Raw genomic sequence first — 22,117 nt, 5'->3', positions numbered from 1 at the left:
AACACACTGGCGGAGTCGCAGGCCGAGGAACTGTGGCCGGGCTGAGGCGCGCGGTACTGAGCCGGAGGCAACGGGTACTTGATCTCCTCCAGTGTCATGGTCGCCGACATGCCCTCGCGGGTGTCTCCCACCCTCAGGGCGCTGCTACCCACGTTCGGCGGAGCGGCTGAGGGCGTCGGGTCGGCGGAATGCGAAGCAGTCAGGGTCGTCGTTGGGGTGACCGGGGTCTGGGGCGCTGCTGCTGCTGACGAACTGTCGGAGCCGCCACATCCGCTTAGCCCAAGAACGACGGCACCCACGATGATGGCGGCACTGGTCTTCATTTCCGAGATCCCCGAGTTGTGGTGGTTCCTACAGTTTTGAAGCGCCAGGACAGTCCCTTGCCGAGGCGGATGCTGCCTCGGCGGCGACTGCTCAGGCTCAGCGGCCCAACCTTCTTGGTGACCGACGCGCCGGACTTGGAGAAGTTGAGGTTGAGGCCGCGACCGATGCGCTTGCGGCGATAGAAGGCGAGGCCCACCGCGGGTCAGGCCGCCTCGCAGGCGATGCCGTCCTTGTCGCGGTCCGAGCCGGCGTTCTTCTTGTACCAGAGCGGCTTGCGGGCGAAGTTCGTCACCGGGGTGCCCGACGTCTTGTCGTGGGCACCGATCTTGCCGACGCCATGCGGGAACACCTTGTGCATGGCATCGCAGTTCGCGAACTTGTGCGGAGTGGCCGCGTTCGCGGGAGCTGCGGTCACGGTGGCGGTGAGGATGACGGCTGCGCTTGCGAGTGCGGCGCGCTTGACGAAGTGCATGGTGCTCCCCCGAGGCTTGATGGATGGATTGCTGAGGCTTCCGCGAGCGAGGGTTCCATGAGGACCCGCGTGGGCGCAGCAGAATCAAGAACTCGGGAGCAGCCACGGGCGGTGCAACGCCGACGCCCTTGCCGAGCGCGATTTCGCTGTCGGGGTGGTTCAGAACTAGCGTCTGAACACCTCGGCCCCCGGCTCGTTCTCCCCCGTACGAGTCCGGGGGCCGAGGCTTCAAGTCCCGACGGCTGCTCGCGTGTGGCGCGCAGAAGGGCGCGAGATCGTCTACGGCACTCGTTGCTCGCGATCGGCCTGAACGCCCGTCAGCGCCCCCGCAGCGCCCGTCTCGTGCGGCGTCTGGCCGGTGCGCTCGCCGCCAGCGCAGCCGAAGGCCCGAGCAGCGGGATGGAGCACCGGCTGCTCGGGCCTCGGGTGGCCGTCCCCCGGCGCGGGCATGGTGCGCCGGGGGACGGCGCGGCGTGCGAGCGGGGCGACCAGGAGGGCACCCCGGCTCGGCGCTCACGCCGCTGGAGTCCCGCCCCCGCCGCGAGGGGACCAGACCCCACGACGCGGGCGGGCGATCACGCGACGATGCCGCCCACCACGGGCGGGTCGTCCTGCTCGACCACCACGTTCGGGGCGGGCTTGGCCGCCTGGACCTTGCGGTGGCCGTTGTCTCGGTGCTGGGCCGGGATGCGGCTGCCCTCGGCGTAGAAGGTCGAGTAGCCGTCCCCGAGGTCGGGGCGCTCTACCTCGAGGTCGTGCGGCGCCCGCTCTCCGAGCGCCTTGCTGGTGTTCGTCATGGTCGTGCCTTCCTACTCGCTGTCTGCGGGGACGCCGAGGACGGCCCCGTGTCGTTGGTCGCACGGGTCTGCTGGCCCTGCGCGATGAGTTCCACCTCGATGTCGCCGCCCACCGGGGGCCGGTAGCCGGGACCACACAGCCCGGCCAGCCCGACCACCGGGCGAGGCTGCTCGCTGGCCATCAGACCGGCCCGGTGAAGGTCGCCACGGCGAACGCGGCGGGGTGCTCCACGCCGACGTCGGCGCGCATCCGACCGAAGATGCCGACCTGCCCGGTCGCGCGGTACAACTCGCGCGCCGTCTGGAGGGTGAACTGCGTCCGCAGCCCGAGGAGGGCCTGCCGGAAGTCGCCCATGTAGACCTCGGTGAGCGCCGTGCCGGTGCCCTTGGTGAGGTTGGCCGGGACCGCCCCCGTGGTGCGCAGCAGCGACAGCGGGTTGACGTAGTTCGTCAGCACGGACGGGGGCTGGAGGTAGGCGTTCGTCGTCTCGGTCAGCGAGGCCAGCGCCACCGCGGCGTTGGGGCTCGTGATCGTCGCCGTGGGCTCCACGTTGGCACCCAGCAGCGCCTTGAACAGAGCGAGCACGACCGTCCAGTTGGCGACGTCGCCGTTGGTGCCCGGCGCGTACAGCGTGACGCCCGACTGGTTGCGGATGCCGCGCGGCTCGGGCGACGTGCCGGACCCCCGCAGCACGACGCGGTCGACCTCGGAGGCGAACGCCGACGCCATGCTCTGGGCGACCACCTGGCCGATGCCGACCGGGTCGCTGTCCTCCTCGAGTTCCATGCTGACTCGGGTGCCCGCGTCGAGGCGCTTGGCGACCAGCTGGACGCTGTCGAGCGTCGCGTCCGACAGGGTGAGGGCCGCGCCTTCGTTGAGCCACTGAGGCGTCACGTCGCCGGTGATGCGCGGCACGTTGACGGTCTTGTTGGACATCGGGACCGTCTTGAGGCCAGCCGCCGACGTGACCATCCGGTTCCGCAGAAGGTCGATGACGTAGCCCGCGATGACGGTGGGCACGAGCGCGCCGGCCGACCCGGTCGTCGCCATGTCCTTCGTCTCCCCGATCGCTCGGGCGTAGTGCTCGACCTCCTTGCGGTCGAGCGGAAACGACAGGCTCTTGACCAGCACGCCCAGCGCGCCGCAGATGTCGTCGTCGGACGCCTGCGCGCCGGTGACGCCCTGCTCGGCCAGGATGTCCATGACCTTCACGTCGGGCGGGAGCGGCTGCGACCACGCGCCCTCGGGGACGCCCTTGGTGTAGGACTTCGCGCCGCGCTGGCCGCCGAACGGCTTGCCGTCGATGCCGACGCCCTGCCCCTTCTGCTGGCCGGGCAGCGCAGTCATGTCGTGCTTGTAGTCCGGCTCCCTCGCCTCCTTGGAGTCGAGCCAGTCGGCCTCGGCCTTCGCCTCGTTGGCCTGCTTGCGTGCCTCGTCGTAGACCTCGCGCTGGTTGGCGTCGAGACGGTTGACGTCGCCGTGGCCGTGCGTGTCGAGGATGTGAGCGGCGATCCGCTCGTTCTGCTGCTGCGCCTTGCGCAGGATGTCCAGCGTGGACATGGGCATCACCTTCGGTGACGGGGGCGGCTGAGAGGGCGCGCCCGGTTGACGGTTGACGTCAAGGCCGCGCCCCTCGCCCGAGGCGGCGAGCCGGACTGATCGGGTCCGGCATTCCTCTGCGGCTGCGGCACCGGGTCACCCCGACGAGGGGCTCCACGGTTCCGGCTCGGCCCCTTGCACTCGGGGTCTCTCGCCGTTGCAGGCAAGCCTACTCCGTGCCACGGACGACGCCGGGCGGATCGTCGTCGGGCGACTCGTCGGGGTCGACCATCTCGACGTCGGGGTCCGGGTCGCCGTAGCCGTGCCGCCAGCCCTCGACCTCGGGATCGTCGATCCTGCTGTGCTCACGCATGTCACACCTCCAATCGGCTTGCTGTGCGCGGGGTTCCGGCCACTACGCCGTCACCTTTTTGGAAAACCTGCCCAGATGTGCGCGTGCCTGACTCGCAGGTCTTCCAGCGGTTCCGCTGAAGTCCGCGACCCACCCCCCCTGTCATGCGGCTGGGTCCTGCTGCTCGGCGGGGCAGGCGTGGTGTCGGGGCCGCATGACGTCGAGGTCGACGCTCCACGAGTCGAGCCGCGGCCTGATGCGTTGCGAGCACGCGCAGCAGAGCGTCCGTCCGTGCTGCACGACGCCGCGCCATGCGTCGCGGTAGCGCTCGCGCTTGTCGGGGTCGCTCGACCACCAGGCGGGCGTGCGGTCGCGTGGTGCGGTGAGCGCCCACGTGTGCATGTGCGGCCTGTGCTCTCGTCGCCACAGCGTCTTGTGCTCTGGACAGAGCCCGATGGCGCACGCACCATCGGGTGCCCTGTCGGGCGGCTCGTCGCAGCCGTGGACGCGGCACTCGGTCACGCGGTTGCTGATCGCGGGCATCGGTCCTCCTCGGGATGATCGCATCGGGAGCAGCAGGGCAGGCCGGAGACGTTCTCCTTCGAGTCGCACGCTGCCTCGGACGCGGCGCACGACCGGCACACCCTGCGCGGGACGTCGACGGGTCCGAGCTGCTGGGCGTCGTCGTGGCTCATCGCGTGCCTGTTGCTCTCGGGCTGTCGCTGGCTGGCAGGCAGCGGGCGGGCGACGCGGCGAGCGAGCCGACAGGCTCGCTGTGCTCGCGGTCCGGCACGGCCCAGAGAACAGAACCGGAAAAGCCGGGTGACGTCGCCGGGGGTTACGGCAGTCAGCCGTCTATAGATAGCGGGGTCACATGTTGACCCCGCTAACGCCTGAGCGGGCGATCGCCTTAGCAGGGTCAAATCCGACACCCCGTTAGCGGTGCAGAATCTGGCCCCGCTAAGGCCGGTCTGGGATGAGGGCCTGATAGGTGCCGGGGTAGCCGTGCGTGCCGTGCCGGACGAGACCGAGGAAGCCCTCCTTGCAGCACACCCGCAGGCATCGCCGGATCGTCTGCTCGGAGCACCCGAGCCGGTCAGCGAGGTAGGCCCGATGGAGCCGGACGACGCCCTGCGCATCCATCGCCCGGCTGCCTTGGTAGGCGCGTCCGTCCTGCTGCTGGGCTGGCAGTTCGGAGAGCAGCAGGAGGAACACCCTGTCCCGGTCGCTGAGGGATCGGCTGCGGTAGACAGCCGCGCGGAAGCGGGGCCGTCGATCAGGTGCTGCCACGTCACGCCTCCTCCCGGCGGTCGGAGACGTGCATTACCGTGGCGAGCGGAGCAGCAGAGCCCATCGCATGGGTGTTCTCTCGCAGCCGCCTCGCCCGGTCAGCGGGGCGGCTTCTCCATGTCACGAGCCACCGCCTGGCCCGGCGGGCTTGCTCAGGATGATGCTGAGGATGCGCTGCCGCTGCTCGTCGGTGAGCGCGGGCGCGTTGTCCGTGAGAGCACGAAGGCGCGCCTCGTAGTTGGCGAACCGGAGTTCGGCTGCGGCCTGCTCCGCGGCGGCCTTGTTGCCGTGGCGGATGGCGATGGCGCGCTTGCCTCTGGCGGAGGCTTGCGCCGGTGTCATGCGGGGCATTGCTGGAGACCAATCCACTTGAGGGGCTGAGGGCTGGTCAGGCCCGATGTTGGTCTCCTTGGGGTGCGGCCAGTCTGCCAGTACCACGCATGCGTGGTAGCAGGCGACCGGCGTGTCGGTCAGAAGGGCTCAGCCGCGGCCTGACGGGCGATCAGCAGCTCGGGCGTGCGATCACGCGCGACAGCACCCCAACGCCCGCGAGAGCACGGGTTCTGCCCGCATGGACCGCAACAGAGCCCCCACTCCGGGTGGGGGCTCGGCGATGACGACGCGCTGGGCTCAGAGCCAGTCGATGCGGATCTGGTCGGGGTCGACGTAGGACTGGCCGGGCTTCCACCCCTTCGGCCTGCCGCCACGGGCCGGGAGGATCGTCACGCGGGCCAGCAGGTCGAGGAGCGCGCGCTGCTGGTCGAGTCGGAGCCCGGCCCAGACGTCGCGGATCGGCACGTCGGGGGTGAGCGCGTCGAGCAGCGGGTCGGGCCGGGTCGCAGCGGCCAGCGTGGCGCGGCGCTCTGCGATGCGGTCGCGCACCTTGCGGAGCGCTGCCCGCAGGTCTGCGATCTCGTCGGGGTCGGCCTCGGTCAGCGACTCGCGCAGGGCCTCGGCGCGGCGCTCGTCGGTCTCGATCAGGGTGGCGATCTCGGCGACGTCGTCGCTGCGCCCGCTGCGGGCTCGCCGGAGCGCGTCCAGCAGGGCGGGGTCGTCGAGCCGGGCGCACACAGCCTCGGCCACGAGCGCGTCGGTGGGGGCGGCCTCCCGGTTGCTGTGCTGGGCGTCTGGCCCCGCGAGAGTGGGGTCCCAGCAGCGGTAGGCGGTGGACTTCACGCCGCCCCGGCTAGTCGCGCTGCTCCGCATGGGCTGGCCGCAAGCGCAGAGGTATAGGCCGCTCCCGAGGTGGGCCGGGGTGTTGCCGGTGGTCGTCTTCCGGCCGGGCGCGTTCAGCACGTCGACGAGGGTGTCATGCCGGTCGCGGTCCCACAGGGGCTCCCACTGGCCGGTGCCGACGACGACGCCGTCTCGGGTGGCGAGCCCGGCGTTGCGGGGACGGAGCAGCATGTCGCGGAGGGTGTTGGAGTGCCAGCGGCCCCCGGCCACGGTGGGCACGTGCTCGGCGTTGAGCCGGTTCACGATGGAGCGCAGCGACCCCCCGGCCACGATGACGTCGGCAGCGTCGCGCAACACGGCAGCCTCGGCGGGGACGAGGCTCATCCCGTCAGGGGTGAACCCGTAGCGGCGCCGGCCGCCGTGATTGCCCCCGGCGCGGGCTCGTGTCTCACACGCGGCCTGCACCCGGCGGCTCGTGTCGTCGCTCGCCTTGCGGGCCATCGTCACCATGACGCGGGCCATCGCCTCGTCGCTGCTGTTCGTCAGGCGGAGGCTGCCGGTCGCGCTCTCGGCGGGGATGCGCACCCGGTTGGTGAACAGCCCGGCGGCGACGTCGATCAGGTCCTCGAGGTCGCGGAGGTCGCGGGCGACCCGGTCGAGGTCGTAGGCCAGGAAGCCGTCTGCCTGCTTGCTGCGCAGCAGGTCGAGCGCCCGCTGGAACTGCGGGCGCACCGTGCGGAACTGGCCGTGCTCGTCCCGCTTGCGCTTCCACGCGCTGGTGTCGGGCTCGACGAGGATGTGGTCGACGTGCCAGCCCAGCCGGGCAGCGGTCTCGCGGATCGCTTCCTGCTGGCGGGCGAGCGAGGCGACGTCACCTCGGGCGTCGGAGATGCGGGCGTACCCGATCACGTGTCGCGGCTTGGTCTCTGGGGGGCGGTGCGACGTCATGTGTCGAGTCTGCGTCGTAACGCTGTCAAAGCCAAGTGTCGTCTTGCCGGTGCCGGTGCCGCCGCTGACCAAGAAGGCGAGCCGGGCGGCGACGACCGCGCGCAGCAGCTCGACCCCGTCGCCGGTGAGGGCCCCGGCGGCGCAGAGCTCCTCCAGCGTGAAGCCCCGCGGCCGGGGCACGCGCAGCGACACCAGCGTCCCGGGCCGCGCGACCGGGGCGAGGACGGCGTGGAAGCGGGTCCCGTCGGGCAGGCGGAGGTCGGCGTGCGGGTGGCGTCGTCGAGGCGGCGCCCGCCGAGGGCTGCGAGCCGCTGGGCCAGGCGCCGCACCGACTCCTCGTCGGGGAACCGGACGCTCGTCAGCTCCAGCCCCGACCCGCGGTCGAGGTAGACCCGGTCCGCCCCGTTGACCAGGACGTCGGTCACGCCGGGCGTGCGCAGCAGCGGCTCGAGCGGGCCGGCCCCGACCACGTCGCGGCGCAGCGTCTCGTAGACGGCGAGGACCGCAGCGTCCCCGACCGGACGACCGGTCTCCCGCAGCGCCCGGGCGACCCGGTGCGGGGTGAGCTCCCCCGGGTCGCGGGCCAGCCGGTCGCGGACCGCCTCGAGGTCCCCGGAACCGGCGGTCCCGGTGGCGGTCCCGGCTGGGGTCGCACCGGCGCTCACGCGGCCGCCCGTGTCATGGTCAGGCGCAGCAGCACGTCGGCGGCGGCCCGGCCGAGGGGACCCCGGCGGGACCGCACCGGGCCCAGGCCGAGATCGATGGCCTCGGCGAGACCGCGCTGGTCGGCCATCCGCGCCGCCACCTGTACGCCGGTCGCGCGGGCCACCTGCTCGGACTCGATGCCGGACCCGCGCACGACGAGCCGGAGCCTCGACGGATCGGCGAAGCGGGCGCACAGTCGCCCCGCGGAGGCGACGCCGGCGACCGTGGGCACGACGAGCACGAGCACCCGGTCGCACCTGGAGACCATCTCCTCCACGACCGGGTCGTCGGTGCGCGGCAGGTCGAGGACGACCGTGTCGTGGCCCCGCTGGGCCGCCGAGAGCGCCTCCCGCACGGCGAAGGCCTGCAGGCCAACGGTGGCGCCGGCGTACCACGTGAGCACTCCGAGCCGCTCCCGCCTCGGCAGCGCCTCGCGCAGCGACCGGGCACTGAGGCGACCGGTGGTCTGGCACAGGGCGTCCCACCGGACGCCGTCGAGGCTCTCCAGGCCCAGGACGCGGTCGGCTCCCGGGCCGAGCGGGTCGGCGTCGACCACCACCGTCGGGCCGGAGCGGGCCGCGAGCTGGCCGAGGGCGCAGGCGAAGGTCGTGGCCCCGGCACCGCCCGACCCGCCCACCACCCCGACCAGCAGCCCGTGCGGCCGGTCGCTGTCCCCGAGGTCGGTGAGCCGCTCGGTCAGCCAGTCGCCCGAGCGCGGCAGCTCCGTGACGCTCTCCGCGCCCAGGGCGACGGCGGTGCGGAACAGGTCGTCGGCCACGACTCCCCAGGCCAGCACGTGCACGCCCGCCCGTCGCGGCGGCACGGTCTGGGACACCTCCCCCGCCAGGTCGGCACCGACCAGCACCAGCGGAGCCGCTGCCCAGCCGCGCAGCGCGGCGGCACCGTCGCGGGCGACGTCGGGGGTGACCCCGGCAGCGGCCGCCAGGCGCAGGAGCTCGTCGAGGAGGGTCTGGTCACGGGTGACGAAGAGCGGCGCGGTCATGGCCGAGAGGCTGCCCCGCGGCGCGGCCGGGCCACCAGCCCGTCGCGCAGGGGTTGTGGACGACGAAGCCCGAAGGAGGCACTGGGGACACTGACCGGCCCGCCGTCGTCAACCCCGAGGGACGCCGACCGGGCGGCCGATGCTCAGCGGAAGGCCGGGATGCCCGTGAGCGCCTGGCCGACCACCAGCGTGTGCATCTCCACCGTCCCCTCGTAGGTGAGCACCGACTCGAGGTTGGTCATGTGCCGGATCACGGGGTACTCCAGCGAGATCCCGTTGGCGCCGAGCATCGTGCGCGCCGTACGGCAGATCTCGAGGGCCTCACGCACGTTGTTGAGCTTGCCGAGGCTCACCTGCTCGGGTCGCAGCGCGTGGGCGTCCTTGAGCCGGCCCAGGTGCAGGGCGAGGAGCACGCCCTTGGAGTACTCCAGGACCATGTCGGCCAGCTTCTGCTGGGTGAGCTGGAAGCCGGCCACGGGGCGACCGAACTGCTCCCGGTCCATGGTGTAGTCCAGCGCCGTCTCGAGCGCGGACCGGGCCGCGCCCATCGCACCCCACACGATCCCGAAGCGCGCCTCGTTCAGGCAGGAGAGCGGACCGCCGAGCCCGGACGCGTGCGGCAGCACCGCACTGCCCGGCAGCCGAACGCCGTCGAGCACGAGCTCGCTGGTCACCGATGCCCGCAGCGACAGCTTGTGCCGGATCAGCGGAGCGGAGAAGCCGGGGCTCGCCGTCGGTACGACGAAGCCGCGGATCCCGTCGTCGGTCTGGGCCCACACGACCGCCACGTCGGCGATCGACCCGTTGGTGATCCACATCTTCCGGCCGTCCAGGACCCAGTCGTCGCCCTCCCGCCGGGCGCGCGTGCGCATGCTGCCGGGGTCCGAGCCGGAGTCCGGCTCGGTCAGCCCGAAGCACCCGATCGCCTCGCCCGCGGCCATCGGAGGGAGCCACTCCTGCTTCTGCTCCTCGCTCCCGAACCGGTGGATCGCGAACATGGCCAGCGACCCCTGGACGGAGACCAGCGAGCGGAGGCCGGAGTCGCTCGCCTCGAGCTCGAGGCACGCGATGCCGTACTCGGTGGCCGTCATGCCGGCGCAGCCGTGACCCTCGAGGTGCATGCCGAGCAGGCCCAGCGACCCGAGCTCCTTGGCCAGGGCCCGGACGTCGGGGATCTCGCCGCTCTCGAACCAGTCGGCGACGTGAGGATCGACGCGGGTGGCGCAGAGCTGCCGGACCGCTGCGCGCACGTCCTTCTCGTCGGTGGTCAGCAGCGTGTCGATGCCCGCCAGGTCGAGCGTGTCGAGTGCGGGGGCGTGCGTGGTGGTCATGGTCTCCTCATCTCGTCGGTCAACCAACGGCGGACCTGGTCGTTGTGCTCGCCGAGGGCCGGCGGCGGCGTGGGCTCGCGCACCGAGCTGCGCGAGTAGGTGATCGGGTGGCGGACCTGGGCGGCGTGCGGAGCGGGCAGGTCCACGGTCGGCCGGAGCCCGAGCTCCTCGGCCCGGCGGACGCCGGCGCCCACGTCCCCCACGACACCGACGGGTACGTCGGCCTCGGTCAGGACCCGCTGCCAGTGCTCCGCGTCGTGCCGACCGAGCACCCCCTCCAGCGCGGCGACGAGCGCCTCCCGGTGCTCGACCCGTGCCGGGTTGGTCGCGAAGCGCTCGTCCTCGGCCAGTGCCCCCAGGGCCAGGGCCTTGACCAGGCGCACGAACTGGCCGTCGTTGCCGCAGGCCACGGCGATCAGCCCGTCCCGGCAGCGCAGCGTCTCGTACGGCGCGATCGAGGGGTGCTGGTTGCCCATGCGGGTCGGCGCCACGCCGGTCGCGAGGTACGCCGACGCCTGGTTCGCGAGCCCGCCCAGCAGGCTGGAGAGCAGGTTCACCTCGACGTGCTGGCCCAGCCCGGTCCGCTCCCGGTCGGCGAGCGCGGCCAGGATCCCGATGACCGCGTCCTTGCCGGTGAGCACGTCCACCAGGGCGACGCCCACCTTGGTCGGCTCGCCGTCGGCGTCCCCGGTGATGCTCATCAGCCCGCCCACGGCCTGGACGACGAAGTCGTAGCCGGGGAGGTCCGCGCCGGCCCCGGCCCCGAACCCGCTCACCGAGCAGTAGACGAGGCCCGGGTTGAGCGCGCGGGCCCGCTCGTACCCGAGCCCGAGCCGGTCCAGGGTCCCCGTCCGGAAGTTCTCGACCAGGACATCGGCGCGGGACACGAGCTCCTCCGCCACGCGCAGGTCGTCGGGGTCACGCAGGTCCAGCTCCAGGCTCTTCTTGGAGCGGTTGGCGCACGCGAAGTAGGAGCTGCCGGTCTCGGTCCAGGGCGGGCCCCAGGCGCGGGTGTCGTCGCCGGTCGCCGGACGCTCGACCTTGACGACCTCCGCACCGAGGTCGGCCAGGGTGCTGGTCGCGAGCGGCCCGGCGAGCACCCGGCTGAAGTCGGCGACGACCACGCCTTCGAGGGGCGCGGTCACGAGAGCACCCCTCCCACCCGCCGGGGCAGTCCCCACGGGTTGGCCGCGCGGAGCGCCGGGGGCAGTGCGGCGTCCGGGACCTGCTGGTAGGTGACCGGTCGGACGAACCTCCCCAGGGCGGCGGCGCCGACCGACGTCGTCTGCGGCGCCGACGTGGCCGGCCACGGCCCGCCGTGCTGCTGGGCCCAGGAGAAGGCGACCCCGGTCGGCCACTGGTCGACCGCCACACGGCCGACGAGTCGGGACAGGCCCGCGACCAGTCGGCCGGTGTCCGGGTCGTCGGGACCGGCCGTCATCACCGAGGCGGCCAGGGCCCGGGAGCCGGGTGAGCAGCTGGTCGAGCTCGGCCAGGTCGTCGTACTCGGCCACCAGAGCGACGGGCCCGAAGCACTCCTCGAGCAGGGGGCTCCCGGCGCGCAGGGCGGCCAGCGGCGCCTCCAGCACGACGGCCGGCATCGACCAGCCTCCGGTCGGACCCGGGACCCGCCCCACCACCGACGCGCCCGCCGCGACGAGCTGGTCGACACCGGCGAGGGCCGCCGCCGCGATGCCCTCGGTGAGCGCCCAGCCCCCGGTGGCGGAGTCGGCGAGGGCCCGCGCCACCAGGTGCGAGGCACCCCGGCCGGCGGGCGCCAGCAGCAGGCCCGGCTTCGTGCAGTACTGCCCGGTGCCGAGGTGAGGGTGAACGGTCCACGAAACCGCTAGCGATCGTGGGGAGGTCGCGGCCCGCTGCCGGCGTGACCGCGACCGGGTTCACCGTCCCCATCTCCGCGAAGACCGGGATCACGACGGGCCTGTCGTTCGCTGCCTGCCACAACGCCAGGCCGCCCCGCTGGGAACCGGTGAAGGCGACGGCCGAGACATGCTCGGAGCGCACCAGCGCGCCTCCTGCCTCGAAGCCGGCGACCATCCCCACGGTGCCGTCGGGGGCGCCGGCCGCACAGAGTGCCCAGACCGCGATGTCGACCAGACGCCGTGACAGCTGCGGGTGCGCCGGGTGCGCCTTGACGACGACCGGGCAGCCCGCGGCGAGCGCCGAGGCGGTGTCGTTGCCCAGCACGCCGAACGCCAACGGGAAGTTGCTCGCCCCGAACACTGCGACCGGACCGAGTGGGACGTGCACCCGGCCCAGCGCCGGGGTCGTCCCCGACGCCGGGTCGAGCGTCGCCCCTAGGTAGGAGCCCTCGGCGGCGACGGACGCGTAGAACCGGAGCTGCGCGGCCGTCCTCGCGAGCTCGGCCACCAGGCGGGCCTCGCCGAGCGCCGTCTCGGCGTCCGCGAGCGCCACGAGCTCGCCGGCGATCCTGGGGTGCTCGAGGTCCGCCGCCACTGCCTCCAGCCAGCGCGCCCGCTCTCGCGGCGGGGTCGCGGCCACCACGGGCGCCGCTTGGGCCGCCAGCCCGGTCACCTCGCACAAGGTGTTCGGGTGCGTGACCTCGACACTCGCCAACCGGACGCCCGTCCGCGGGTCGTGGCTCGTCTCGACCGTCATGGCTCTCCTCAGGCCTCGACGGGGGCCGCGGCGTGGGTGGGGACCGGGACGGCGTCGCCGTGCGGCGCCTCGGACCTGTGGTGGGGCTTGGCGATGACCATGTAGAGCGCACCGACGCCGACCACGAGGCCCGCGGACAGCAGCACGATCCAGTTGTCGTACCAGGCGGCGTCGGGCGTGCGCGGCCACGCCATGTTGGTGGCGGCCCCGACCTGGTAGACCAGCGCGGCGACGTTCACGGCCAGCCCCCAGCGACCGAGGGTGAACCTCCCGCTGGGCCGCCATCCGCGCAGGCGGGCGCGCAGTGCGGCGAGGACCACCATCATGAAGCCGAGGTAGATGCCGAGCGCCGCGAACGAGACGATCTTGGTGAGGGCGTCCGCCGACACCTTGGAGCCGATCACGATGACGGCCGGGACGATCGCGGCCAGCGCCAGGGCGTACGGCGGCACCGCGCGCCGGGCGGGAACCGGGCGAAGACCGAGCTCGCGGGCATCATCTCGTCGCGGGCGTAGGAGTAGACCAGACGGCTGGCTGCGGCCTGCAGGCTCAGGGCGCAGGAGACGAACGAGATGAGCACGACGCCGACCACGATGCGGAACCCGAGCGGACCGAAGGCGTCACGCAGGACGGTGGTGACCGGGTCCGGGTCGGCACCGGAGATGACCGCGCCGAAGTCCGGGACGGCCAGGAGCAGGGCCAGGGTGATGAAGAACGACGCGGCACCGCCGATGTAGATGGTCATCCGCATGGACCGGGGGATCTGCACACCCGGGTTGCGCACCTCCTCGGCCACGTCGCCGCAGGCCTCGAAGCCGTAGTAGAGGTAGACGCCGATCAGCGCGGACGCGAGGAACGCGGGCAGGTACGAGCCGGATCCCTGAGCACCGAACGAGTCGACGAGCACGCCGAGACCGTGCTCGCGGTGCGCCAGCAGCAGCCAGCCGCCGACGACGACGGCTCCCGCCAGCTCGGCGGCGAAGCCGAAGAAGGCAGCCCGGGCCAGCAGGGTGGTGCCACCGAGGTTGAGCACCGTCGCCAGCGCGATGACGCCCAGGGCGCACGCGATCGTGACGTTGACCGACGGGTCGATGCCCAGCAGCATCGCGACGAACGGTCCGGCCCCGTAGGACACGCTGGCGATCGTGACCACCAGGGCGGTGATGTAGACCCAGCCGGTCATCCACGCCCAGCGCCTGCCCCAGAGCCTGCGGGCCCAGGGGTAGATGCCGCCCGAGACCGGGAACTGGGCCACGACCTCACCGAAGACCAGCGCGACCAGGAGCTGGCCGACGGCGGCAAGGACCACCGCCCAGATCATCGGAGGCCCTCCGGTGCCGAGGGCGAAGGCGAACAGGCTGTAGACGCCCACGACGGGCGAGAGGTACGTGAAGCCGAGGGAGAAGTTCCCCCACAGGTTCATGTCGCGCTTGAAGTCCGAGGTGTACCCGAGGGCCGCCAGATGGGCGTCGTCGTCGGGGTGCTCGAGAGGCTTGTCGGTGGTGACAGTCATGCGTGGCTCCTTGAACCATCCGGCCCGTGACCGACGTCACGGGCGCTGCTGGGAACGCTAGGGCTGGGACCGGACGCCGTCAGATGGACGATCCGGCGAACTTGGCCCTCGTCGTCCCGCCGGAATGGCCATCGGCTTCGGCAGGACGACGGGGGTCGTCGTCGTGGTGGGGCGAGGTCAGAGGGCAGACGTGCCCAGGGCGGAGAACGGCAGGGCCGGCTCGATCGAGGACAGCGGTGGCTGGCTCACGTAGCGCGCCCGGATGGCCTCGATGAACCGGCGGCACCGGGCCGTGAGCTCCTTCGGGTCGTCGGTCTGGAGCCGGCCCTTGGTCACGAGGACGCCCAGGTCGGCTCCCTCGAACCGGTAGTCGCCGGGACCGTAGACCCGCAGGAAGAAGAACTCGGTGTCGTCCTGCAGGCCGTGCCAGTCCAGGGCTGCGCGCCGGAACGAGATCGACCCGTCCTCGGCGAGGGACCACTGGCCGGTGCGGGGTGCGGCGAGGATCCGCTCCACCGGTCCCGTCGGCTCCTTCATGATCAGCTGGCTCCACACGTCGACCGAGGCGAGCTCGCGCCACCGCTCGTTGACCTCCTCGACGTCGAGGTCGTAGTCGACGTCGAGGTACTCCAGGAGGTGGAAGAGGAACAGCGGGATGTCGGCGTACGCCCCTGCCGTCACGTTGGTCATCGACGAGGCACCGGAGATCCGTGGGTTGAGCTCGCCGAGGTAGACCTCGTCGGTGTCGAGGTCGATGAGGACGTCGACCTCGAAGAAGCCCTTGTATCCCTCGACGGCCAGCCGGTCACCGAGCCGGGACACGAGCCGCGTCGCCTGTGCCCGGTGCTCGTCGCTGAGCGCCTCGGGGAAGAGGTCGTTGCCGCACCAGCCGCCCTGGTAGGGCGTCAGCTCCGGGTAGCCGGTCAGGTCGGTCATGAACGGGCCCACGACGGTCCCGTGGCGGGTGATCACGGCCTCGACCGCGGCCGCGGTGTGCCGGATCCGCTTCATCACCTTGACCTCGTTGTCGACCAGGTCGTCCGCACAGTCGCGCCAGTCGTCCTCGCCGGCCACGAAGAAGGTCGTCTGACCCGAGTCGCCGTACGGCAGCTGGACGACCAGGTCGCTCCCCAGCCCGGCGAGGTCGGCCACGAGGAGCAGCTCGTCGTACGACGAGACCGTCGTGATCACGTTCGGCACGCTCGGTGCGCCACCCTCGTTGCCGAGCCGGGTGGTCGTGACCTTCGAGTCCAGGTAGGACCGCAGCTGGTGCGAGGGCAGGATCAGGTCGTAGCCCAGCTCCGCGCAGATCTCCTCGGTCTCGGCGTCGAAGAAGACGGCGGCCACCTTGGGCCGGCCGCCCCGCTCGGCCAGCCGCTGCTGCACGTAGGGGTGGCGCAGCAGGTGGTTGGTGATCTCCTCGGACGACTCGAACTGCTCGTCGCCTCGGGGCGGCACGATCATCCGCGGGTGCGCTCCGTCCCACGTGTCGTAGTAGGTCACGTAGTTGAAGTTGCGGACCCAGCGGTCGAGCCCGAGCAGGTTGAAGCCGGTCGGGCCGACGAAGTAGATCGGTTGCTCGTTGGTGCGGAAGAAGCTGCGGATCTCGGCGATGTTGCGCAGCCGGGTCCGGGTGGCGGTGGTCATCGGTGTTCCTCGGTGTCGATCTTCGGGTTGGTCGTGTTCGTCGGGGCCGAGTCCCCGCCGGTCAGGTGGTCGGTGATGGCGTGGAACGCCGCCACCGTGTCCAGGTGTCGGCCCGGGTCCAGGGGGACCGGCCAGCTCGAGAGCTTCACGCCGACGGTGCGCGCGACCCGGTCGACGAGGACCATCTGGCCGTGGATGCCCAGGCACAGCAGCACCTCGCGGTCGGGGTAGGGCACCCAGATCTGGTTGCGGTAGTGGCCCCCGGGCATGCCGGTCAGGGACGGGCTGTGCGCGAAGGCCGACTTGGAGTCGTGCCCGCCGTCGAGGGTGTCCCGGACCCACCAGGCCGGGAGCACCTGCTCGCCGGCCGGCGACCGGCCGTCGTCCAGGAGCGCCTGGCCGAACCGGGCCACATCGCGCAACGTGGCGGCGAGCCCTCCGTCGTGGATGGCGGTGCCCAAGGGGTCGACGCTGAAGATCGCGTCGTGCTCGGCACCCAGTCGCGACCAGACGAGGCCGCTCAGCAGCTCCTGCATCGGCGCACCCGCCGCCCGCTCGCAGACCCAGCCGATCATGTTCGTCTCGGCGGAGCGGTAGTGGAAGACCCCGCCGTGCGGCCGGTCCGCCACCAGGGTCACCAGGAAGTCGTACAGCGAGCCCGGCATGCCCGGCACGCGGGGTCGCCACTCGACCGCGTGCTCCATGCGGCGGACGTCCGACTCCGGATCCAGGTAGGCCTCGGAGAAGCGCACCCCGGACCGCATGTCGAGGAGGTCGCCGACCGTGGTGTCCCCGTAGCCGGTCCCCCGGGTCTCGGGAACGACGTCCGCGACCCGGGTCTCGCGCTCCAGCATCCCGGTGTCGAGCAGGGTGGCGGCGACCGCGCCGACGAAGGACTTCGTCACCGACATGAGCAGGTGGGGCTGGTCCGCGGACATCGACGGTCCGTAGTGCTCGTAGACGACGGCGCCGTCGTGCAGCACCAGCATGCCGTCGGTCTCCGTGTCGCGGACCACGCCGGCCACCGTGTCCACGGCACCGCTGGCTCGGACCAGGCGCAGCGACTCGATCTCCGCGGGGTCCAGCCCCAGGTCTGTGGACCGTGCCGCAGCGACCTTCTCCCCGCGGTGGACGCGACGGGTCGCCACCACCTGGTCGAGGTGCAGGAAGCTCCACCGGTTGTGTGGCGGGTCCTGCCAGTTCGCCAGCGTGGCCTCCGGCTGTTCTGTCCCCGTCATGGGGGCTCCTCTCAAGGGCTCGTGATGGGGCGGGTCAGCGGTCGACGTCGCCGTAGGACTCGAGCCAGGCGAGTCGGGCGTGGTCGAAGGGGAAGGTGCCGAGCCGGGTGTCGATCTGCCGGCCGAGGGCGCGCAGGTGGCGGGTCCGTGCGGCCGTGTCGTCCCGGGTGTCGACGTCCCGGGTGTCGGTGTGGGGGGCGTACGTCGTGCCGGGCACCGTCACCACCCCCGCTCGGCGAGGCGGTGGGGCTGCGGGAGCTCCTCGACGTTGATGCCGACCATCGCCTCGCCCAGGCCGCGGGAGACCTTGGCGACCACGTCGGGGTCGTCGAAGAAGGTCGTGGCCTTCACGATCGCCTCGGCCCGCTGCGCGGGGTTGCCGGCCTTGAAGATGCCCGAGCCCACGAAGACGCCCTCGGCGCCCAGCTGCATCATCATCGCCGCGTCCGCCGGGGTCGCGATGCCGCCGGCGGTGAACAGCACCACCGGGAGCTTGCCCTTCTCCGCGACCTCCCTGACCAGCTCGTAGGGCGCCTGCAGCTCCTTCGCCGCGACGTACAGCTCGTCGGCCTCCAGCCCACCCAGGCGGCGGATCTCGCGACGGATGGTGCGCATGTGGGTCACCGCGTTCGACACGTCCCCGGTGCCGGCCTCGCCCTTGGAGCGGATCATCGCCGCACCCTCGGTGATCCGGCGCAGCGCCTCACCCAGGTTGGTCGCCCCACACACGAACGGCACCGTGAAGGCCCACTTGTCGATGTGGTTGGCGTAGTCGGCCGGGGTCAGCACCTCGGACTCGTCGATGTAGTCCACACCCAGGGACTGCAGCACCTGCGCCTCGGCGAAGTGACCGATCCGGGCCTTGGCCATCACCGGGATCGAGACCGCCTCGATGATCCCGTCGATCATGTCCGGGTCGCTCATCCGCGACACCCCGCCCTGGGCACGGATGTCGGCCGGAACCCGCTCCAGCGCCATCACGGCCACCGCGCCGGCGTCCTCGGCGATCCTCGCCTGCTCGGCGGTGACCACGTCCATGATCACGCCGCCCTTGAGCATCTCGGCCATGCCGCGCTTCACGCGCATCGTGCCCGGGACGACAGCTGCCTCGCTCATGCCGGCGCCCCGTCCAGGACCTGGTCGACGCTGACCGCGTCGATGCCGACCGCCTCGCCGACGGGCGCGTTCGTGAGCTGGCCGGCGTGGGTGTTCAGGCCCAGGGCCAGGGAGTGGTCGTCGCGGCACGCCTGGGCCCAGCCCTTGTTGGCCAGCGCCACGGCGTACGGCATGGTCGCGTTGGTCAGGGCGTAGGTCGAGGTGTTCGGCACCGCGCCGGGCATGTTCGCCACGCAGTAGAACGTCGAGTCGTGCACCGTGTACGTCGGGTCCGCGTGCGTGGTCGGGTGGGTGTCCTCGAAGCAGCCACCCTGGTCCACCGCGATGTCGACCAGCACCGAGCCCGGCTTCATCTGCGAGACCAGCTCGTTGGTGACCAGCTTGGGCGCCTTGGCACCCGGGATCAGCACCGCACCGATGACCATGTCGGCCTCGCGGACCTGCTGCTCGATGGCCAGCTTGGACGAGGCCAGCCCGTGCACCCGGTTGTTGTAGCGCCAGAACGACATCCGCAGCTTGTCCAGGTCGGTGTCCAGCAGGGTCACGTCGGCCCCCATGCCCAGCGCGATGTTCGCGGCGTTCTGCCCCGAGACCCCCGCACCGATGATCACGACCTTGGCGTTGGCGACCCCGCCCACGCCACCCATCAGCACGCCCCGACCCCCCTGGGCCTTGAGCAGCGAGTAGGCGCCCACCTGCGGCGCCAGGCAGCCCGCGACCTCCGACATCGGGTAGAGCAGCGGCAGCCCACCCGAGGGCAGCTGCACCGTCTCGTAGGCGATCCCGGTGACCTGGCGCTTGATCAGCTCCTCGGTCAGCGGCTTGTCCGCCGCCAGGTGCAGGTAGGTGAACAGCGTCTGCCCCTCCCGCATCCGGTGGTACTCCTCGGCCACCGGCTCCTTGACCTTGAGCACCATGTCGGCGGTGCCCCACACGTCGTCGGCCGTGTCGAGGACCTTCGCGCCCGAGGCCAGGTACTCCTCGTCGCTGATCGAGGAGCCGACCCCGGCGCACCGCTCGACGTACACCTCGTGACCGTGGGCAGTGAGCTCGTGCACGCCGACGGGCGTGATGGCGACCCGGTACTCGTGGTTCTTGACTTCCTTCGGAATGCCGATACGCATGGCGGTTCCGCCTTTCGTGCTCGTGGATGTGGGGGTGGTCAGAGGAGGTCGCTGGCCTCGGTGAGGACCGACTCCAGCGCCTGGGTGATCTCGTCGAAGTGCGACTGGTCGCAGATCAGCGGCGGCGAGAGCTGGATGACCGGGTCGCCGCGGTCGTCGGCGCGGCAGTAGAGACCTGCGTCGAACAGCGCCTTGGAGAGGAACCCGCGCAGCAGCCGCTCGGACTCGGCCTCGTCGAACGTCTCCTTGGTGACCTTGTCCTTGACGAGCTCGATGCCGTAGAAGTAGCCCGCCCCGCGGATGTCGCCCACGATCGGCAGGCCGGCCAGCTTGTCCAACGTGAGTCGGAACGACTCCTCGTTGGCGCGCACGTGCTCGAGCACGCCCTCCTTCTCGAAGGCGTCCAGGTTCGCCAGCGCCACCGCGGTGGCGACCGGGTGGCCGCCGAAGGTGTAGCCGTGCAGGAAGGTGTTGTCGCCCTTCAGGAAGGGCTCCATCAGCCGGTCCGACGCGATCATCGCGCCGAGCGGGGCGTAGCCGGACGTGATGCCCTTGGCGCAGGTGATGATGTCCGGCTGGTAGCCGTAGCGCTCCGCACCGAACATGTGGCCCAGCCGGCCGAAGGCGCAGATGACCTCGTCGGAGACCAGCAGCACGTCGTACTCGTCGCAGATCTCGCGGACCCGCTCGAAGTAGCCGGGCGGGGGCGGGAAGGCGCCACCGGCGTTCTGCACCGGCTCGAGGAAGACCGCGGCCACGGTGTCCGGGCCCTCGTTCTCGATCTGCACGGCGATCTGGTCCGCGGCCCACCGGCCGAAGGCCTCGGGGTCGTCACCGTGGATCGGGGCCCGGTAGATGTTGGTGTTCGGCACCCGGAACGTCGAGGGCACGAGCGGCTCGAAGGGCTGCTTGAGCCCGGGCAGCCCGGTGATCGAAAGAGCACCGTGGGTGGTCCCGTGGTAGGCGATGGTCCGCGACAGCACCTTGTGCTTCGTCGGCTTGCCGGTGAGCTTGAAGTAGTTCTTGGCGAGCTTCCAGGCCGCCTCGACCGCCTCGCCACCGCCGGTGGTGAAGAAGACGCGGTTCAGGTCACCCGGGGCGTAGGCGGCGACCCGCTCGGCGAGCTCGACCGCGGTGGGGTGCGCGTAGGACCACAGCGGGAAGTACGCCAGCTGGCTCGCCTGCCTGGCAGCGGCCTCCGCGAGGTCGGTGCGGCCGTGGCCCAGCTGGTTCACGAACAGTCCCGCGAGCGCGTCCAGGTAGCGGTTGCCGTGGATGTCGTACACGTAGGCGCCCTCGCCGCGCACGATCAGCGGCACGTCGGCCTCGGCGTACGTCGAGTGGCGGGTGAAGTGCATCCACAGGTGGTCCTTGGCGGACCTCTGGAGGTGGTCGTACTGGTTCTGGTCGAAGGTGAAGGTGTTTTCGGGCATGACTCTCACAGCTCTCGTCTGGTGATGCGGGGTGGTGGTGGGTTGAGGGAGGAGGGGCGGAGGAGCTACACGGTGACCAGCTCCGGGGCGATCTCCTCGTCGCCGGAGTCGCCGGGGTCGCCGTCGGCGCCGTGGTCGCCGAGGTCGATGTCGGTCACGCTCCGCCCGGTGATCCGGCTGAGCACGACCGCGTAGACGACGCCGATGGCGGCCCACGAGAGCCCGACGATGAGCGCGTCGCGGTGCAGGAAGCTCCAGAGGACTCCGGTCATCGCGGTGCCGACCACGGGCAGCAGCACGTTGGTGGCGATCTGCTTCACGGTGTGGTGCTCACGACGCCGGAACACGAAGTAGCCGATCACTGACAGGTTCACGAAGGTGAAGGCAATGAGGGCGCCGAAGTTGATCATCGAGGCGACCAGCTCCAGGCTCGGCGTGATCGCCAGCAGGGAGACGACTCCGACCGCGATGGTCGCGTAGACCGGCGTACCGCGCTTCGGGTGGACGTAGGCGAACAGACGTGCCGGCTGCAGGACGCGGTTGCGCCCCATCACGTGCAGGAGCCGCGAGACGCTGGCGTGCGAGGCGAGCGCCGAGGCGACCGTGGCCGCGAAAGCGGCGGCCACGAAGAGGATCTGGAAGAACCTCCCGCCCACGAGGAGCGCCATCTCCGGGAGCGTGTCGTCGGTCTGGTGGAAACCGGCGACGGTCGGGAACACCGCCTGCGCGACGTACCCGGCGGCCAGGAAGATGGCGCCGCCGATCAGCAGGGTGATGATGATCGCCTTCGGCACGTGCCGCCGGTCCCGGGCCTCCTCGGTGTACATCGTGATCGCGTCGAACCCGATGAAGGAGAAGCAGACCACGGTGGCGCCCGTGAGCACGGCCGTCGCGTGGATCCCGGAGTGGAAGAGCGGCTTGGTGGTCAGCAGGGTGCCGTCGCCCATGCCCCGCGAGAGCTGGACGACCGCGAGCACCAGGAAGACCGCGATCAGCACCACCGCGAACACGACCAGGACGAAGTTCAGCCTGGAGGTGGAGTTGAGGCTCCACGCGTTGATCGCGGTGACACCGGCGACGAAGACCACGACCCAGATCCAGCCGGGGACAGCAGGGAACAGCGAGGTCATGTAGAGCCGGATGATCAGGGCGTTGACCAGGGGCAGCAGGAGGTAGTCGAGCAGCGCCGCCCAGCCGACCATGAAGCCCACCCGGGGATGGATCGCCTCACGTGCATACGTGTACGACGAGCCCGCGGTGGGGAACACCTTGGACATCCGTCCGTAGCTGATCGCCGTGAAGATCATGACCACGAGCGCCAGCAGGTAGGCCAGGGGCACGACGCCGTTCGTCTGCTGGGTGACGATGCCGAACGTGTCGAAGAGGACCGTGGGGGTCATGTAGCCGAGACCGAGGGCCACGATCGCCCACAGTCCGAGGGATCGTTTCAGCCCGCCTTGCTGCGCCATGG

General features: G+C 71.5%; 23 protein-coding genes and 1 pseudogene. All 24 read right to left on the bottom strand.

All coding sequences use genetic code 11. From position 1 onward, the window contains the following. Positions 1-319: 319 nt before the first annotated feature. Positions 320-520: a DUF4236 domain-containing protein gene (locus H0S67_RS27770; RefSeq protein ID WP_180935287.1), complete on the bottom strand. Its 201-nt coding sequence runs from the start codon at positions 518-520 to the stop codon at positions 320-322. 6 nt (positions 521-526) lie between these two features. Next, positions 527-796: an excalibur calcium-binding domain-containing protein gene (locus H0S67_RS02335; protein ID WP_180935286.1), complete on the bottom strand. Its 270-nt coding sequence runs from the start codon at positions 794-796 to the stop codon at positions 527-529. A gap of 575 nt (positions 797-1,371) precedes the next feature. Beyond that, entirely contained in the window at positions 1,372-1,593 is a 222-nt protein-coding gene (locus H0S67_RS02330; RefSeq protein WP_180935285.1) for a hypothetical protein, read from the bottom strand. A 181-nt stretch (positions 1,594-1,774) separates the two neighbouring features. Then, positions 1,775-3,154 carry a phage major capsid protein gene (locus tag H0S67_RS02325; RefSeq protein ID WP_180935284.1) on the bottom strand — a complete coding sequence of 460 codons (1,380 nt, stop codon included), beginning with the start codon at positions 3,152-3,154 and terminating at the stop codon, positions 1,775-1,777. A gap of 208 nt (positions 3,155-3,362) precedes the next feature. Continuing rightward, the gene (locus H0S67_RS02320) at positions 3,363-3,506 is read right to left on the bottom strand and encodes a hypothetical protein (protein ID WP_180935283.1); all 144 of its coding nucleotides are present in this window, start codon (positions 3,504-3,506) and stop codon (positions 3,363-3,365) included. A gap of 141 nt (positions 3,507-3,647) precedes the next feature. Then, on the bottom strand, positions 3,648-4,028 hold the full coding sequence (locus H0S67_RS02315) for a hypothetical protein (protein ID WP_180935282.1): 381 nt from the start codon (positions 4,026-4,028) through the stop codon (positions 3,648-3,650). 417 nt (positions 4,029-4,445) lie between these two features. Continuing rightward, entirely contained in the window at positions 4,446-4,775 is a 330-nt protein-coding gene (locus H0S67_RS02310; protein ID WP_180935281.1) for a hypothetical protein, read from the bottom strand. A 120-nt stretch (positions 4,776-4,895) separates the two neighbouring features. After that, entirely contained in the window at positions 4,896-5,126 is a 231-nt protein-coding gene (locus H0S67_RS02305) for a hypothetical protein (protein WP_180935280.1), read from the bottom strand. Positions 5,127-5,405: 279 nt separating this feature from the next. After that, positions 5,406-6,899: a recombinase family protein gene (locus tag H0S67_RS23060; protein ID WP_246355316.1), complete on the bottom strand. Its 1,494-nt coding sequence runs from the start codon at positions 6,897-6,899 to the stop codon at positions 5,406-5,408. Between the two features lie 93 nt (positions 6,900-6,992). After that, positions 6,993-7,151, bottom strand: a pseudogene (locus tag H0S67_RS27155) (TadA family conjugal transfer-associated ATPase); the annotation flags it as partial. 409 nt (positions 7,152-7,560) lie between these two features. After that, the gene (gene ssd / locus H0S67_RS02290) at positions 7,561-8,607 is read right to left on the bottom strand and encodes a septum site-determining protein Ssd (protein WP_180935279.1); all 1,047 of its coding nucleotides are present in this window, start codon (positions 8,605-8,607) and stop codon (positions 7,561-7,563) included. Positions 8,608-8,750: 143 nt separating this feature from the next. Further along, a complete protein-coding gene (locus H0S67_RS02285; protein WP_180935278.1) occupies positions 8,751-9,938 on the bottom strand; it encodes an acyl-CoA dehydrogenase family protein in 1,188 nt (395 codons plus the stop codon). Next, positions 9,935-11,083, bottom strand: a complete 1,149-nt coding sequence (locus H0S67_RS02280) for a CaiB/BaiF CoA transferase family protein (RefSeq protein WP_246355059.1) — start codon at positions 11,081-11,083, stop codon at positions 9,935-9,937. The genes H0S67_RS02285 and H0S67_RS02280 overlap by 4 nt, the downstream gene beginning before the upstream one ends. Beyond that, positions 11,080-11,379 carry a hypothetical protein gene (locus tag H0S67_RS24240; RefSeq protein WP_246355058.1) on the bottom strand — a complete coding sequence of 100 codons (300 nt, stop codon included), beginning with the start codon at positions 11,377-11,379 and terminating at the stop codon, positions 11,080-11,082. Before H0S67_RS24240 ends, H0S67_RS02280 begins: the two co-directional genes overlap by 4 nt. Next, on the bottom strand, positions 11,379-12,575 hold the full coding sequence (locus tag H0S67_RS23055) for an aldehyde dehydrogenase family protein (RefSeq protein ID WP_246355057.1): 1,197 nt from the start codon (positions 12,573-12,575) through the stop codon (positions 11,379-11,381). Before H0S67_RS23055 ends, H0S67_RS24240 begins: the two co-directional genes overlap by 1 nt. A gap of 8 nt (positions 12,576-12,583) precedes the next feature. Further along, a complete protein-coding gene (locus tag H0S67_RS23050; protein ID WP_219635441.1) occupies positions 12,584-13,027 on the bottom strand; it encodes a hypothetical protein in 444 nt (147 codons plus the stop codon). Further along, a complete protein-coding gene (locus H0S67_RS02275; RefSeq protein ID WP_219635440.1) occupies positions 12,976-14,088 on the bottom strand; it encodes an APC family permease in 1,113 nt (370 codons plus the stop codon). The genes H0S67_RS23050 and H0S67_RS02275 overlap by 52 nt, the downstream gene beginning before the upstream one ends. A gap of 177 nt (positions 14,089-14,265) precedes the next feature. After that, positions 14,266-15,735: a biotin carboxylase gene (locus tag H0S67_RS02270; RefSeq protein WP_180935276.1), complete on the bottom strand. Its 1,470-nt coding sequence runs from the start codon at positions 15,733-15,735 to the stop codon at positions 14,266-14,268. Beyond that, positions 15,732-16,973 (bottom strand): serine hydrolase domain-containing protein, encoded by a 1,242-nt coding sequence (locus tag H0S67_RS02265; protein WP_180935275.1) that lies wholly within the window; start codon positions 16,971-16,973, stop codon positions 15,732-15,734. Before H0S67_RS02265 ends, H0S67_RS02270 begins: the two co-directional genes overlap by 4 nt. 34 nt (positions 16,974-17,007) lie before the next feature. Next, positions 17,008-17,190, bottom strand: coding sequence for a hypothetical protein (locus tag H0S67_RS02260; RefSeq protein ID WP_180935274.1), 183 nt, complete (start codon positions 17,188-17,190; stop codon positions 17,008-17,010). 2 nt (positions 17,191-17,192) lie between these two features. Continuing rightward, positions 17,193-18,089 (bottom strand): pyridoxal 5'-phosphate synthase lyase subunit PdxS, encoded by an 897-nt coding sequence (gene pdxS / locus H0S67_RS02255; RefSeq protein ID WP_180935273.1) that lies wholly within the window; start codon positions 18,087-18,089, stop codon positions 17,193-17,195. Next, a complete protein-coding gene (gene ald / locus H0S67_RS02250; RefSeq protein WP_180935272.1) occupies positions 18,086-19,213 on the bottom strand; it encodes an alanine dehydrogenase in 1,128 nt (375 codons plus the stop codon). The genes pdxS and ald overlap by 4 nt, the downstream gene beginning before the upstream one ends. 38 nt (positions 19,214-19,251) lie before the next feature. Continuing rightward, positions 19,252-20,646 carry an aspartate aminotransferase family protein gene (locus H0S67_RS02245; protein ID WP_180935271.1) on the bottom strand — a complete coding sequence of 465 codons (1,395 nt, stop codon included), beginning with the start codon at positions 20,644-20,646 and terminating at the stop codon, positions 19,252-19,254. A 65-nt stretch (positions 20,647-20,711) separates the two neighbouring features. Next, positions 20,712-22,115, bottom strand: coding sequence for an APC family permease (locus H0S67_RS02240; RefSeq protein ID WP_180935270.1), 1,404 nt, complete (start codon positions 22,113-22,115; stop codon positions 20,712-20,714). Positions 22,116-22,117: the final 2 nt, after the last annotated feature.

Origin of the sequence: Nocardioides ungokensis (genome assembly GCF_013466985.1) — a bacterium.
Classification (GTDB): Bacteria; Actinomycetota; Actinomycetes; order Propionibacteriales; family Nocardioidaceae; genus Nocardioides; species Nocardioides ungokensis.
The sequence above is the reverse complement of the archived record's forward strand: the minus strand, read 5'-3'. Positions and strand labels throughout refer to the sequence as shown.